At 73.1% G+C, this 14,065-nt stretch carries 13 protein-coding genes; 6 read left to right on the top strand and 7 right to left on the bottom strand.

Features of this window, described 5'->3' with window-relative positions; genetic code table 11:
* Positions 1 to 79: 79 nt before the first annotated feature.
* Positions 80 to 808 (bottom strand): metal-dependent hydrolase, encoded by a 729-nt coding sequence (locus tag AB0J53_RS06730; protein WP_219507787.1) that lies wholly within the window; start codon positions 806 to 808, stop codon positions 80 to 82.
* Positions 809 to 1,091: 283 nt separating this feature from the next.
* Between AB0J53_RS06730 and AB0J53_RS06735 the strand changes: the two genes are divergently transcribed.
* On the top strand, positions 1,092 to 1,793 hold the full coding sequence (locus tag AB0J53_RS06735; protein WP_219507785.1) for a PadR family transcriptional regulator: 702 nt from the start codon (positions 1,092 to 1,094) through the stop codon (positions 1,791 to 1,793).
* Positions 1,794 to 1,805: 12 nt separating this feature from the next.
* Complete coding sequence (locus AB0J53_RS06740; RefSeq protein ID WP_364169853.1) at positions 1,806 to 2,306, top strand: DUF1707 domain-containing protein; 501 nt, start codon at positions 1,806 to 1,808, stop codon at positions 2,304 to 2,306.
* A gap of 6 nt (positions 2,307 to 2,312) precedes the next feature.
* Here the strand turns inward: AB0J53_RS06740 and AB0J53_RS06745 are convergent, their stop codons facing one another.
* The 5 genes from AB0J53_RS06745 to AB0J53_RS06765 form a co-directional block, all read right to left on the bottom strand.
* Positions 2,313 to 3,713 carry a sugar porter family MFS transporter gene (locus tag AB0J53_RS06745; RefSeq protein WP_364169253.1) on the bottom strand — a complete coding sequence of 467 codons (1,401 nt, stop codon included), beginning with the start codon at positions 3,711 to 3,713 and terminating at the stop codon, positions 2,313 to 2,315.
* Between the two features lie 64 nt (positions 3,714 to 3,777).
* The gene (locus AB0J53_RS06750; RefSeq protein WP_364169256.1) at positions 3,778 to 3,903 is read right to left on the bottom strand and encodes a hypothetical protein; all 126 of its coding nucleotides are present in this window, start codon (positions 3,901 to 3,903) and stop codon (positions 3,778 to 3,780) included.
* Complete coding sequence (locus AB0J53_RS06755) at positions 3,900 to 6,359, bottom strand: polynucleotide kinase-phosphatase (protein WP_364169259.1); 2,460 nt, start codon at positions 6,357 to 6,359, stop codon at positions 3,900 to 3,902. Before AB0J53_RS06755 ends, AB0J53_RS06750 begins: the two co-directional genes overlap by 4 nt.
* Positions 6,352 to 7,809, bottom strand: a complete 1,458-nt coding sequence (locus AB0J53_RS06760; protein WP_364169262.1) for a 3' terminal RNA ribose 2'-O-methyltransferase Hen1 — start codon at positions 7,807 to 7,809, stop codon at positions 6,352 to 6,354. Before AB0J53_RS06760 ends, AB0J53_RS06755 begins: the two co-directional genes overlap by 8 nt.
* A 49-nt stretch (positions 7,810 to 7,858) precedes the next feature.
* On the bottom strand, positions 7,859 to 8,773 hold the full coding sequence (locus tag AB0J53_RS06765) for an LLM class F420-dependent oxidoreductase (RefSeq protein WP_364169265.1): 915 nt from the start codon (positions 8,771 to 8,773) through the stop codon (positions 7,859 to 7,861).
* A gap of 121 nt (positions 8,774 to 8,894) precedes the next feature.
* On the opposite strand from AB0J53_RS06765, the gene AB0J53_RS06770 reads away from it, so the two are divergent.
* The 4 genes from AB0J53_RS06770 to AB0J53_RS06785 all read left to right on the top strand — a co-directional run bounded on the left by AB0J53_RS06770 (position 8,895) and on the right by AB0J53_RS06785 (position 12,836).
* Complete coding sequence (locus AB0J53_RS06770; RefSeq protein ID WP_364169268.1) at positions 8,895 to 9,926, top strand: hypothetical protein; 1,032 nt, start codon at positions 8,895 to 8,897, stop codon at positions 9,924 to 9,926.
* Between the two features lie 74 nt (positions 9,927 to 10,000).
* Entirely contained in the window at positions 10,001 to 11,122 is a 1,122-nt protein-coding gene (locus AB0J53_RS06775) for a histidine kinase (protein WP_364169271.1), read from the top strand.
* Positions 11,119 to 12,240: a histidine kinase gene (locus AB0J53_RS06780; protein WP_364169274.1), complete on the top strand. Its 1,122-nt coding sequence runs from the start codon at positions 11,119 to 11,121 to the stop codon at positions 12,238 to 12,240. Before AB0J53_RS06775 ends, AB0J53_RS06780 begins: the two co-directional genes overlap by 4 nt.
* Positions 12,237 to 12,836, top strand: a complete 600-nt coding sequence (locus AB0J53_RS06785; RefSeq protein ID WP_219507769.1) for a response regulator transcription factor — start codon at positions 12,237 to 12,239, stop codon at positions 12,834 to 12,836. The genes AB0J53_RS06780 and AB0J53_RS06785 overlap by 4 nt, the downstream gene beginning before the upstream one ends.
* 4 nt (positions 12,837 to 12,840) lie before the next feature.
* Here AB0J53_RS06785 and AB0J53_RS06790 read toward each other — a convergent pair whose 3' ends face one another.
* The gene (locus AB0J53_RS06790; RefSeq protein WP_364169279.1) at positions 12,841 to 14,043 is read right to left on the bottom strand and encodes an FAD-dependent monooxygenase; all 1,203 of its coding nucleotides are present in this window, start codon (positions 14,041 to 14,043) and stop codon (positions 12,841 to 12,843) included.
* Positions 14,044 to 14,065: the final 22 nt, after the last annotated feature.

The following is a 14,065-nucleotide window of genomic DNA, read 5'->3' on the forward strand; positions in this document are numbered from 1 at the left end:
TCTCGACCTCAGGTCACCCTAAGTCGGCCGCACAGGTCTCTCGATGTCAAGATATCTCGAAAAGTATCTCGACATCAAGTTAAACGGGGGCGAGCCGCCAGAAGAGCAGGCCGACGATGGCCAGCGACAGCAGCGGAGCGAGGATCTTCTGCTCGAACTTGCGCCCCGTCTTGATGCCGATCTTCCACGGCAGCACGAACTTCATCGACAGCGGCCACAGCACCGGGCACCCGCGTTCGGTCATGCAGTCGCCCACCACGTGCATGAGGCAGCCGATCCCCACGGCCAGCCCCAGCCAGGCGTACCCCACCGAGAGCGACAGGAACACGGCGTAGAGCCCCGCCGTCAGGCCGATGTTGACCATGGCCGAGCCGAGCTTCTTACCCGGGATGCCGATGCCGATGGCACGCAGGGCCAGCCCGATGAGCAGCACGACCATGATGTCGCGGCCGATCGGATAGGTGTTGGCCAGCCAGTGCGTGCCGAACCCGACCGCCACCGCGAACGCCAGGGAGTGCGTGGCCCCCCGGTGCCCGCCGCTGATCCACGACACGCCCTTGCTCAGTAACCAGGTGACCGGGCCGAACGTCTGCGCGATCGTCGCGCTGGGGTGGTCGAGGTCGGGCAGCATGGCGGCGCCGGCGCAGATGATGGCCCCGGCGATCAGCTCGGCCGGGCTCAGCGCGGTGGCCATGATGCCGGTGTCGATGAACCGGGAGGACTCGTTGAGCAGCGGCAGCGCCGCGAGCGGCGGCGCCAGCCCCAGCCAGGCGATGACCCCGGTGAGCGCGTGCGTGTGCCCCATCATGATCGGGACTGTACGGCAATCCGCGCCGGTGTGCGGTGCCCGGGCGCGGACCCCGCGAAACGTCCCGCAAACGCAGACGAGGTCGTCTCCGCGGCGACAGCACCCCCCAGCCCTGCCGACGCGGAACGACCTCGTCTGCTGTGAACAACGGACGCCTCCCGGATCCTGTTCCCGGATTCCCGGAAGTTTTTGGTGATCTGTCTCACTTGAGCATCACCCTTGATGGCGACATTCTTCCGATATATCGTTGAAGCATCGAGAACGATCGCGAGGAGGCACCACGATGACATCCGCTCAGGCGGCCGGGGGCCAGTGGCCCGACGCGCACGAGTTCAAGAAAGCCGCGAAGGAGGCGATCAAGGCCGTGGCCGACGCCTTCGAGCAGGGCCACCACCACCGCGGCGGCCCGCACGAGCACCGGCACCGGGGGCGCCGCGGGCCGGGAGCGTTCCCGTTCGACCTGGGCCGGGGGCCGTGGGGTCAGGGCCCGTTCGGCGGACACCGGGGCTGGGGCGGCCGGCCGCGCAAGGCCAAGCGGGGCGACGTGCGCGCCGCGATCCTGGCCCTGCTGGCCGAGGAGCCGCGCAACGGCTACCAGATCATCCAGGAGATCGCCGAGCGCAGCGAGGGCGGCTGGAAGCCCAGCCCCGGCGCCGTCTACCCGGCGTTGCAGCAGCTCAGCGACGAGGGCCTGGTCATCTCCGAGGAGAACGAGGGCCGCAAGACCTTCCGGCTCACCGACACCGGCCGCGCCTACATCGAGGCGCACGCCGACGAGGTCCGCGCCCCGTGGGACGAGATGCGGCCCGACATCGACGACAGCACGGCCGACCTCTGGGACCTGTCGCGCCAGTCGGCGTTCGCGCTGATGCAGGTTCTGCAGACCGGCACTGATGCGCAAATCCGCGAAGCGCGTAAGACTCTGGTGGAGACCCGGCGCAGGCTCTACCAGATTCTGGCCGACGGCGACCCGGGTGAGGAGTGAGCCTTGAAGGGGGTGGCGACCGCCATGGACCACGGCGACCTGCGCATCGGTGACGCCGAGCGCGAGCGGACGATGGCCTCCCTGCGCGAGCACTTCGCGCTGGGGCGCCTGACACACGAGGAGCTGGACGAGCGGCTGGACCGGACGCTCGCCGCCCGCACCCGGCGGGACCTGGCCACGATCACGCAGGACCTGCCCGGCGAGGGCCCCGTCGCCCAGGCCGGGCCGGTGCCGCCGCACACGGTCGACTCCTGGCACGCGGCGATGCGCGAGCAGCGCGACCGCATGCGGGAGCTGGCCCAGCGGCACCCCGGCATGAGCCAGCACCTGCGCGGGCCCCGGCACCCGGGCCGCCGCCACGGCCACGGCCCGGGGCGGTTCGTGCCGATCCTGGTCCTGCTCATGGTGGCGATGGTGGTGACCGGCGGGGCGGGCCTGTTCAAGCTGCTCTTCTTCGTCGCGCTCGGGGCGATGGTGTTCTCGCTGGTCAAGCGGGCGTGCGACCGGAGGTGAGCGGGCTCAGCCCATCTCCTCCAGCCGGCGCCCCTTGGTCTCCTTGACCCACTTGAGGACGAAGGCGAACGACAGCAGGGCGAACAGGGCGTACATCGCGTACGTGAGCGGCAGGTTCCACTCGGCGAGGGCCGGGAACGTGACGGTGATCAGCCAGTTGGCGATCCACTGCGCGGCGGCGGCGACGCCGAGCGCGGCGGCGCGGATCCGGTTGGGGAACATCTCGCCGAGCAGCACCCAGACCACCACTCCCCACGACAGCGCGAAGAACAGCACGAACAGGTTGGCGGCGATCAGCGCGATCATGCCCTGCGGGTCGGGCAGCGACACGTCGCCGCCGACGGGCCTGGCGGAGCTGAACGCCCAGGCGGCGGCGGCCAGCGAGATCGCCATGCCGGCGGAGCCGATGAGGAGCAGCGGCTTGCGCCCGATCTTGTCGACGAGCGAGATGGCGATGAACGTGCCGATGATGTTGATGATCGAGCTGGAGAAGCTGATCAGCAGCGAGTTGGCCTGGTTGATGCCCACCGACTGCCACAGGACCGACGAGTAGTAGAAGATGACGTTGATTCCGACGAATTGCTGAAAGGCCGACAGGACGATGCCGATCCACACGATCGGCAGCAGGCCGAGCGCCGGGCCGCGCAGATCCTTCATCGTGGGCCTGGCCTCGGACCTCAGCACGTGCTGGATCTCCCGTACGCGCTCGTCCAGGTCCACGTCCTCGCCCTCGACCTCGGCCAGCACCGCGCGGGCCTGCCGGGTGCGGCCCGCCATGATGAGGTAGCGCGGCGACTCGGGGATCGTCGAGGCGAACAGCAGGAAGAGCAGCGCGGGCACGACGCAGGCGCCGAGCATCCACTGCCACGCCTCCAGCCCCCACAACTGGTTGTTCACGTCGCCGCCCGCCAGCCTGGCGATCACGTAGTTGACGAGCTGGGAGACGGCGATGCCGAGCACGATCGCGAGCTGCTGGAACGAGCCGAGCCTGCCCCGGTAGGCGGGCGGCGCCACCTCGGCGATGTAGGTGGGCCCGAGCACCGAGGCCATGCCGATCGCGGCGCCCGCGAGCACGCGCCACAGCGCCAGGTCCCAGATCGCGAACGGCAGCATCTGCCCGATCGAGCTGATGGCGAACAGCACCGCGGCCACCTGCATGGTCCGGGTGCGCCCCCACCGGTCGGCGAGCCGGCCGCCGATCCAGGCGCCGACGGCCGAGCCGAGCAGCGCGATCGCCACCACGAAGCCGGTCTCGACCGCGCCGACCGCGAAGTGGCGCTGGATGCCGACCACGGCGCCGTTGATGACCGAACTGTCGTAGCCGAACAGGAACCCGCCGATGGCCGCCGCCGCCGCGATGAAGACGACGTGACCCAGGTTCTCCTGATGGGCGTGCTGAGTAGCCATGCGGGTCCTTCCCCCTCTGGCTGAGGGACATACCCGTTACTACGTTACGTACTGCTCCAATTACTCAAACTTGGGCGAGCCAGAAGACCGCCACCACCACGGCCGCCACCGCCAGGGCGACGCCGTACAGCAGGACGGCGCGGCCCAGGCGGCGGCGCAGGTAGCCGGGCCGGTGCCGGTCGGCGGTCACAGGCGCGGGTCCACGGGCTCGGACTCCAGCGCGAGCACGGCGAAGACCGGCTCGTGCACCCGCCAGCCCGGCTCGCCGTCGGCCAGCCGCGCCAGCGCCTCCAGGCCGAGCGCGTGCTCGCGCAGCGCCAGCGACCGCTTCTTGCCGAGGAAGCGCCGGCGCAGCACGTCCAGCGACTCGGTGTAGTCGGGGCCGTAGATGATGCGCAGGTACTCGCGGCCCCGGACCTTGACGCCCGGCTGGACCCGGCCGCCGGTGTGCGCGGCGGGCTTGACCACCATGCCCTCGCCGCCCGCCGCCGTCATCGCCTCCCACCAGGCCGTCGCCTCGGCGCGGGAGGACGGCGAGTCCAGCGAGACGAACACGTGCCGGGTCGGCGCGATGATCGGCGCGTCGAGCAGCGCCAGCGTCGACAGGTGCCAGGCGTGCGGCTCCAGCGCCGTGGCCCGGCCCTCGCAGGCGAGGATCTGGAACGGCGCCAGCCGCACCCCCTCCAGGCCGTCGACCGGCCAGCAGTAGCGGGCGTAGGCGTCGCGGAACAGCGTGGCGTTGCCCGCCCGGCGGCGGGTGCGCTCCAGCAGCTCCGACACCTCCAGCCCGCGCGCGGCGGCGGCCTCCAGCGCCGAGACCGCCTCCGGCAGCGCGGCCCCGGCGGCGGCGCCCACGGACGCGTACTGGGACCTGATGAGCCCGTCCGCCTTCGCCGACCAGGGCAGCAGCTCGCAGTCGAGCACCACCCAGTCGGAGCCGAGCGCGTCCCACAGCGGCGCGCACGCCTCCCGCAGCCGGTCGACCAGCGGCGTCAGGTCGTCGAAGAACGGCCGCCCGGTGCGCGTGTAGACGGCGCCCGCGCTGCCGTCGGTGACGCCGAACCGCGCCGCCGCCACCTCGGGCGTGCGGGCGAGCACGGCCACGGCCCGCGAGCCCATGTGCTTCTCCTCGCACACGACCTCGCTCACCCCGGCCTCGGCGAACTCCGCGAACGCCTCCTCCGGGTGCTCCAGGTAGCCGTCGAGCGCGGACGTCTGCGACGGCGCCATCGTCGGCGGCAGGTAGACGAGCCAGCGCGGGTCGACCGCGAAGCGGCTCATGACCTCCAGCGCCGCGGCGGCGTTCTCCTCGGCCACCTTGACCCGGCCGGCGAAGCGCGTCTCGACGTGGCGGGTGCCCTGCACGTCGCCGATGTCGAGCATGACCGCGTCACGCGCCGGGGCGGCCAGCGGCTTGACCGGCTCGTACCACACCTTCTCCGCCGGGACCCGGACGAGCTCGCGCTCCGGGTAGCGCAGCGCGGTCAGGTGACCGCCGAACACGCAGCCGGTGTCGAGGCAGATCGTGTTGTTGACCCATTCCGGCTGCACCGTCGGCGTGTGGCCGTAGACGACCATGGCCCGGCCCCGGTACTCCTCGGCCCACGGGTAGCGCACGGGCAGCCCGTACTCGTCGGTCTCGCCGGTGGTGTCGCCGTACAGGGCGAAGGCGCGCACGCGGCCGGAGGCGCGGCCGTGGTAGGCCTCCTTGAGCCCGGCGTGCGCGACCACGAGCCGCCCCTCGTCCAGCACGTAGTGGCTGAGCAGCGAGTCCATGAACGTCCGCGCCGACTCGACGAACTCCGGCGGCTCGGCGGCGAGCTGGTCGAGCGACTCCTGCAGCCCGTGGGCCACCTTGACGTTGCGCCCTGCCAGCGCGCGCACGAGCTTCTGCTCGTGGTTGCCGGCCACGCAGATCGCGGTGCCGGCCGCGACCATGCTCATGACCAGCCGCAGCACGCCCGGCGTGTCGGGGCCCCGGTCAACGAGGTCGCCGACGAACACGGCGGTGCGGCCCTCGGGGTGCGTGAGCCCCTGCCAGCCGAGCTCGGCCAGCAGCGCCTCCAGCTCCGCCCGGCAGCCGTGGACGTCGCCGATGATGTCGAACGGGCCGGTCAGCTCGCGCCGGTCGGACCACGCCTTCTCGTACGTGATCTCCGCCCGCTCGATCTCCTCGACGCCGCACAGCACGTGGACCTTGCGGAAGCCGTCGCGGGAGATCTTGCCGAGCGAGCGGCGCAGGTCCTTGCGCTGGCGGATCACCACGCGGGCGCCGAAGTCGCGGTCGGGGCGGCCGGCGTTGCGCTCGACGGCGACCTCCTCCGGCACGTCGAGCACGATGGCGTCGGCCATCACGTCGTGCTGCCGGGCGAGGTCGATGAGGCTCTTGCGGGCCGCGTACTGCACGTTGGTGGCGTCGACCACGGTGAGCAGGCCGCGCGACAGGCGCACGCCGACGATGTGGTGCAGCAGGTCGAACGCGGCGGGGGTGGCGCTCTGGTCGTTCTCGTCGTCGGAGACCAGGCCGCGGCAGAAGTCGGACGAGATGACCTGCGACGGCTTGAAGTGGCGGGCGGCGAAGGTCGACTTGCCGCTGCCCGAGACGCCGACGAGCACGACGAGCGACAGCTCGGGAACGCTAATCACGGGTGAACACCCCCATCTGGGTCGGCGGGCCGACCTCCGGATCCTCCTCGCCCACGGGCCGGAACGCGACCCGGTAGCCGTGCCGGGAGGCCACGTCCTGGGCCCAGGCGGCGAACTCGGCCCTGGTCCACTCGAAGCGGTGGTCGGCGTGGCGCAGGCCGGTCAGGAACTCGTAGCGGACGTTGTACTCGACGTTGGGCGTGGTCACGAGCACGTGCGCGGGCCTGGCGTGGCCGAACACGACGTGTTCGAGCGCGGCCAGCCGGGGCGGGTCCACGTGCTCGATCACCTCCATCAGCACGGCGGCGTCGTAGCCGGCCAGGCGCTTGTCGGTGTAGGTGAGCGCGCCCTGGAACAGCGTGAGCCGGGCGCGCTTGGCGTCGGGCATGCGCTCCAGCTTGAGCTTGCGGGCGGCGATGGTCAGCGCCATCGGCGAGACGTCCATGCCGGCGACCCTGGCGAAGCGCGGCCTGGACAGCAGCGCCCCGACCAGCTCGCCCTGGCCGCAGCCCAGGTCGATCACGCTGACGGCGCCGAGCTCCTCCAGCGTCTCCAGCACGGTCTCGCGGCGCCGCGTGTTGAGCGGCGTGCGCCTGGCGGGCCGCTCGCCGAGCCCGTCCGCCTCCGCCTCCGCCTCGGCGGCCTCGTCGGCGGCGGTCTCCCCCGCCGGGGCGTCCTCCGCGACCGCGGGCTCCAGCTGCTCCTCGGTGTCGTCGCCCAGCTCGGCCAGGCGGGCGAGCGCGACGCGGGCCATGCTCCAGCGCCGCCCCAGGTAGCGGCGGACGATCAGCCCGCGTTCCGGGTGGTCGCGCAGCCAGCCCTCCCCGGCGCGCACGAGCTTGTCGATCTCGTCCGGCGCCATCCAGTAGTGCTTGGCCTCGTCCAGCACCGGCAGCAGCACGTACAGGTGGTTGAGCGCGTCGGCCAGCCGCGCGGTGCCGTCGAGCGTGAGCCGCACGTACCGCGAGTCGCCCCACTCGGGGAAGCCCGCGTCGAGCAGCACCGGCTCGGCGGTGACGTGCCAGCCGAGCGGCGTGAACAGCCGCCCGGCCAGCTCGGGGCCGCCCCGGCAGGGCAGCGCGGGCAGCCGGATCCGCAGCGGCAGCGGCGTGGCGGCCAGCTCCGGCCGGGCGTTGCAGCGTCCGGCCCGCGCGGTGCGGAACACGTCGGCCAGCGCCACGGCCAGCAGCGACGAGGCCGCGTAGGGCCGGTCGTTGACGTACTGCGACAGGCTGAAGTCGGGCGATCCCTTGCCCCGTGACCGGGCCAGCTTGACCGGGTCGACGTCGAGCAGGAGCGCCGCCGTGCAGCGTTCCGCGCCCGCCTCGGGGTAGAACACCGTCGCCTCGCCGAACGACTGGGCGAACCGTTGCACCCGGTCGGGATGCTTGTGCAGCAGGAAGCCCAGGTCGGTGGCAGGCGACACGGTGGTGGAGATCGTCAGCAACACCCCGCCAAGTGTGCCGCAGCCCGGCTGGGACATGCCACCGCATATCCGATCAGACGTGCGGCAACACCTCGGCCGCGATCAGCTCCAGGTGGTCCAGGTCGGCCAGGTCCATCACCTGGAGGTAGACGCGCTCGGCCCCCAGCTCGCCGAGCTTGCCGATCTTCTCCAGCACCTCGGCGGGCGTCCCGGCGAGCCCGGCCTCGCGCAGCGTTTCGAGCGGCTGCTCGATGGCGGCGGCCCGGCGCTCCAGCTCGGCCTGGTCGCGCCCGACGCACACGGTCTGCGCCGCCGACAGGACGACCTGGCGTCCGGTCCGCTCGCACGCCTGCCGGACCCGGTCGAAGGCGGCGCCGGTGTCGCCGAGCCGGTGGAACGGCACGTTGTACTCGTCGGCGAACGTGGCGGCCAGCCGGGGCGTGCGCTTGGCGCCGACGCCGCCGATGATGATCGGCGGGCCGGGCCGCTGCGCCGGCTTGGGCAGCGCGGGCGAGTCGACGAGCCGGTAGTAGCGGCCGTCGTAGGAGAACGACTTGCCGGCCGCCCACAGCCCCCGGACGATCTCCAGCTGCTCCTCGAAGCGGCCGAACCGCTCCGCCACCGGCGGGAACGGGATCCCGTACGCGGCGTGCTCGCCGTCGAACCAGCCGGTGCCGAGCCCGAGCTCGACGCGCCCGCCGCTCATGGCGTCGACCTGGGCGACGCTGATCGCCAGCGGGCCGGGCAGCCGGAACGTCGCGGGTGTCACCAGCGTGCCCAGCCGGATCCCGGACGTCTCCCGCGCCAGCCCCGCCAGCGTGATCCACGCGTCCGTCGAGCCGGGGCCCGGGTCGCCCGCGCCGATGCGCTGGTAGTGGTCGGACCGGAAGAACGCGTCGAAGCCGAGGCGCTCGGTGGCCTGGGCGACGGCGAGGAGATCGTCGTAGGTGGCGCCCTGCTGGGGCTCGGTGAAGATCCGCAACTTCATGTCGCCATTATCGCCACACAACGGACGTCATCCGGAGATTGCCCCCGCGACACCGCGAACGCTTGCTAACGTCCACCCTCAAGCGCACCCTGTAGCTTTGCGAACACGGAGGGTGGTCGACATGTCGGCTTCGCGGCGCAGAAGACCCACCGGCACGCTCCCGCGGCCCTTCGCGGTCCTGTTCGCCCTGGCCCTGACCGGCGCGACGGGGGTGGCGGTCTCGCTGCTGCCCGCCCGCGCCACGCTCCAGCCGGCCGACCCGCCGCCCCCGGCCGCGCGGCCCTCCCCGTCCCCCTCGCCGACGCCGCCGCCCGTGCCCGGCGGCTACGTCGGCTTCGTCGACACCGCCGCCGACCCGGGCTTCGACCTGCCGGCCGACTCGCGCCGCACCGGGGTGCGCTGGTACGCGCTCGGCCACCTGGTCGCCGGGCCCGACGGGTGCGGCGTGCGCTGGGCCGGGCGGCTCGACTTCGGCCACGACCCGGTCGCCAACAAGATCGGGCGGCTGCGCGCCAGGGGCGGCGACGCCGGGCTGGTCTTCGGCGGCCCCGACGGGCGGGAGGCCGCCGCCACCTGCACCAGGCCGGGCGCGCTCGCCGCCGCCTACCGGCGGGCCGTCGGCGCGTTCGACGCCGCCTACATCGACTTCGACCTGCGCTCCGACGCCGCCCTCGACCCGCGCTCGGGCGCCGGGGAGGCCACGGTGCTGCGGCGGGCGCGGGCGATCCGGGCGCTGCAGCAGGAACGGCGGCTGCGGGTCGGCTTCACGCTGCCGCTCAAGCCGTACGGGCTGGCCGCGCGCGACGTCGAGACGCTGCGGCTCACCCGGCGGGCGGGCGCCGACGTCTCCGGCGTCAACCTGCTGGCCGAGATCGAGCCGCAGAGCGCGCCCGAGGGCCGGATGCAGCGGCTCGCCGAGGCGCTGCGCGCCGCCCGCACCCAGCTCGCCGAGGTGTACGGCCCGGCCGAGCCCGACGACGCCTGGCGGCGGATGGCGGTGACCTGCGTGCTGTCCGGCCCGGACGACCTGAGCGAGGGCGACGCCCGCAAGCTCACCGCCTTCGCCGCCCGCTACGGCGTGCCGTGGCTGTCCGCACGGGGCGCCGAGCCCGCCCCGGAGGCGGCCCGCGTCCTGCACGGCTTCTCCGCGTGACCTCGGCGCACCCCCGCTGAAACTATAAGGTTGTCCCGATACGGGGTGCTTTTGGGCGATAGGGGGATGGGCGGGTGTCCACCAGGCCGGAGACCGCGAAGAAGCTCCTGCTCTACTGGATGGACGGCATGGTCGTCCTCCTGGGCTTCTTCCTCGTCGCGGTGATGGTGAACGCCACGACGGAGGGCCGGCAGTCCCCCGTCACCACCGCCGTGGGCCTGCTGTCCATGGCCGGCGTGATGGTCCTGTACTCCCTCGTGATGCGCGACGCCTACGACGAGCGCCCCCGGCCGACGGCGAAGCTGGTCGCCGGCGGGCTGCTCACCGCCGCCGCGATGCTGCCGGTCCTGCCCCTGCCGCCCGACGCCAGCGGCACCTGGGAGACGCTGACGTACGTGTGGCTCTCCTCCGTCGCGCTGTATATGCCGCTGTGGGTGACCGTCTGCGCCGGCGCCACGCTCGTCACCGCGATCACCGTGTACGTCTCGGCCGCGCTGGACCAGCCCTGGCAGGCGGTGCTGGGCAGCCAGGCGCTGAGCGCGGTCTTCATCCCGGCCGCCACCTGGATCTGGTGCTGGCTGTGGCGGACGATCCGCGACGCGCACGACAGCCAGGCCGCCAAGGCCCGCCTCGCCGTGGCCGAGGAGCGGCTGCGCTTCGCCCGCGACCTGCACGACCTGCTCGGCCACAGCCTGTCGGTGATCACGCTGAAGAGCGAGCTGGCCGCCAAGCTCGCCACCAAGGACGCCGCCAAGGCCGGGCGCGAGATGGCGGAGGTGCGCCGCCTGGCCGGTGAGTCGCTGGTCGAGGTGCAGGTGGCCGTCGACGGCTACCGGATGCTGGACCTGGACGCGGAGCTGAGGGGCGTGCGCGCCGCGCTGGAGGGGGCCGGGGCCCGCTGCGTGACCGACGTCCGGGCCGACGACCTGTCGCCCGAGGCCCGTACGCTGCTCGCCTGGGCGGTGCGTGAGGGGGCCACCAACGTGCTCAAGCACAGCAAGGCCACGAGCTGCGAGATCACCATCGCCCGCGGGGTGCTGGAGATGCGCAACGACGGGGTGCCGCCGGACGCGCCCGCGGGCGCCGGGAGCGGGCTGCGCGGGCTGGCCGAGCGGATGGCGACGGCGGGCGGCTCGTTCTCCGCCTCGCCCACGCCCGCCGGGGAGTTCCTGCTGCGCGCGGAGGTGCCCGTATGAGCCGGCCCGCCCGCGCCGGCCGGGTGCGCGCGGCCACCAAGCTGGACAAGATCCGCTGGATCGTCGTCTACTCCGGCGACATCGGCTTCCTCATCGGCCTGGTGGGGCTGCTGCACCTGGCGCTCCTGGTGCTCGAGTACGGCCTCCCGGTGCCCGTGGCCGTGATCTCCGGGGCGTTGCAGCTGGCCCTGATCGTGATGGCGAGCCGGGCGGTCCGGATCGCCGTGCGCGGCGAGCGGCGTCCGACCGCCATGCTCGTGGCCGGCGGGGTGATCACGCTGCTGCAGCTGGTGATCCCGGTCATCTGGGCCGCTCCCGTGTGGCTGGCCACGATCGCGCCGTTCGTGCGCCGCCGGACCCTGGCCGCGGCGACGCTGGCCACGCTCGGGCTGACCACGGCCAACCTCCTCATCGCCGGCGACCTCCAGCCGCTGCCGCTGGTCGTGCAGAGCGCGCTCAGCGTGGCGCTCGGCGCCGGCATGCAGGCCAACATGTGGCTGTGGCGCCTCGCCAAGGAGGCGCACGAGGGGCAGGAGGCCAAGGCGCTGCTGGCGGTGTCGGAGGAGCGGCTGCGGTTCGCCCGCGACCTGAACGACCTGCTCGGCCAGAGCCTGACCGGCATCGCGGCCCGCGCGGCGGGCGCCCAGGAGCTGCTGCGCGCCGACCCGGAGGACGCGGCGCGCGAGATGTTCGAGGTGCGCGACACGGCCCGGCAGGCGCTGCGCGAGGTGCGCGCCACCGTGCAGAGCTACCGGGCACTCGACTTCGACGAGGTGCTGGCCAGCGTCCGCGCCGTGCTGGAGGCCGCCGACGTGCGCTGCACGGTCGAGGCCGGCGACACCGCCGGCCTGGCGCCGGAAACCCGTACGCTGCTGGCCACCGTGGTCCGCGAGGGCGCCACCAACGTCCTCAAGCACAGCCGGGCCGAACGCTGCACGATCACGATCAGGGAAGGAATCCTCGAGATGTCCAACGACGGCGTCAGCGGGGCCGTGGGCGAGCACGCCCCCAACGGTCTCGGCGGCCTCGCCAAGCGCGTCGCGACCGCCGGCGGCTCGCTCTCGGCCGCGCCCACCCCCGACGGCGCCTTCCTGCTCAGGGTCGAGGTGCCCGCATGACCACGCGCGTGCTGCTGGCCGACGACGAGCACCTGATCCGCGGCGCCATCGCCGCCCTGCTGGACCTGGAGGACGGCATCCAGGTCGTCGCCCAGGTCGGCCGGGGCGACGAGGTCGTGGCGGCCGTCGCGGAGCACCGGCCGGACGTGGCGGTGCTCGACATCGAGATGCCCGGCATGGACGGGCTCAGCGCCGCCGAGCGGATCAGCGCCGACTGCAAGATCGTCATCCTGACGAGCCTGGGCCGGCCCGGTTACCTGCGCCGCGCGATGGCCGCCGGGGTGAGCGGGTTCCTGGGCAAGGACGCCTCGGCGGAGGAGCTGGCGATGGCGATCCGCAAGGTGCAGGCGGGCGGGCGCTACCTGGACGCCGAGCTGGCGGCGGCGGCGATGGCGGCCGGCGACAGCCCGCTGACCGACCGGGAGCGGGACGCGCTGCGCCTGGCGGCCGACGGCATGGCCATCTCCCGGATCGCCGGGGAGCTGCACCTGACGGAGGGCACCGTGCGCAACTACCTGTCGAGCGCCATGACCAAGCTCAACGCCCAGAACCGGCTGGAGGCCATCCGCACCGCCCAGCGCATGGGCTGGCTGTGACGGGTCAGGCGTCCGCGCGGACCGGTTCCTCCCAGTCGACGCGGTAGTCGTAGATCCACCGGCTCGGGTCCTCGCCCCGGCGGGCCATCCGCTTCAGCGCGGCCGACATGATGAGGTCGCGCGGGATGCGGGCGATCGGTCCGAGCCCCTTCCAGCCGCCGGTGCTGTTGCCCTGGGCGACGACGCGCTCGACGCGGGCGCGGCGCAGCCGCTCGTAGGCGGTGAAGGCGGCCGTGACGCCGGGGCTGTCGCGCAGGCACTTGGCCAGGACGACGGTGTCCTCGATGGCCATGGCGGCGCCCTGCCCGATCGACGGGGCGGTGGCGTGGGCGGCGTCGCCGATGACGATCATCCGGTCGCGGTGCCAGCGGGGCACGGCCGGGACGTCGTACGTCTTCCAGGCGTCGAAGATCTTGCCGGAGGCCGCGACGAGGTCGGCGGCGGGGCCCTCGTCGTCGCGGAACAGGCCGAGCAGGTGGGCCCGCCACTCCTCCGGGCCGGTCGCGGCCAGCTCGGCGCGGGTGGGCTCGGCCTTCCTGGTGAGGTTGGCCGCCCACCAGACCTCGCCGTCCGGGTGGGTGAGGTGCGCGAAGAAGGCGTGCCGCCCGAAGATCGCGCACATCAGGCCCGGCTCGGCGCCGGTGGACACGCCGCGGGCGTAGCCGCCGGTGTTGAGCAGTCCCGAGTAACGGACGCCGGGCGCGTGCGGGTCGATGATCTCGCGGGTGCGTGACCACAGCCCGTCGGCGCCGATGAGCAGGTCGCCCTCGGCCGTGCCGCCGTCGGCGAACCTGGCCAGCACCCGGCGGCCGTCGCTCTCGGCCTCGACGAGCCGCTTGCCGTACTCGATCGGCACGCCGAGCCGTTCGGCGTGCAGGCGGAGCAGGCGGTAGAGGTCGGCGCGCTTGACGGTCCGGCTGACGGTGCCGTCGGGGAGCGGGTCGCCGTAGCGCAGCTCGCCGAGCTTCCTGCCGGAGCCGCTGGTCAGGGCCATCCTCGGCGTCGCGAAGCCGATCTCCCTGGCGTCGACGCCGAGGGTGCGTAAGGCGTGGAGCGCGTTGACCGCGAGGGTCAGGAAGGCGCCGGCGTTGTCGGCGTCGCGGTCGTAGGCCTCGTGGACGACGGCGGCGATGCCCGCCTTGTGCAGCGCGATCGCGCTCAGCGTGCCGGCGATGCCGCCGCCCGCGATCAGCGATGTGTATGTCATACACTCGAATATATGGCATACA

Source organism: Nonomuraea sp. NPDC049725 (genome assembly GCF_040674795.1).
Lineage (GTDB): Bacteria > Actinomycetota > Actinomycetes > Streptosporangiales > Streptosporangiaceae > Nonomuraea > Nonomuraea ceibae.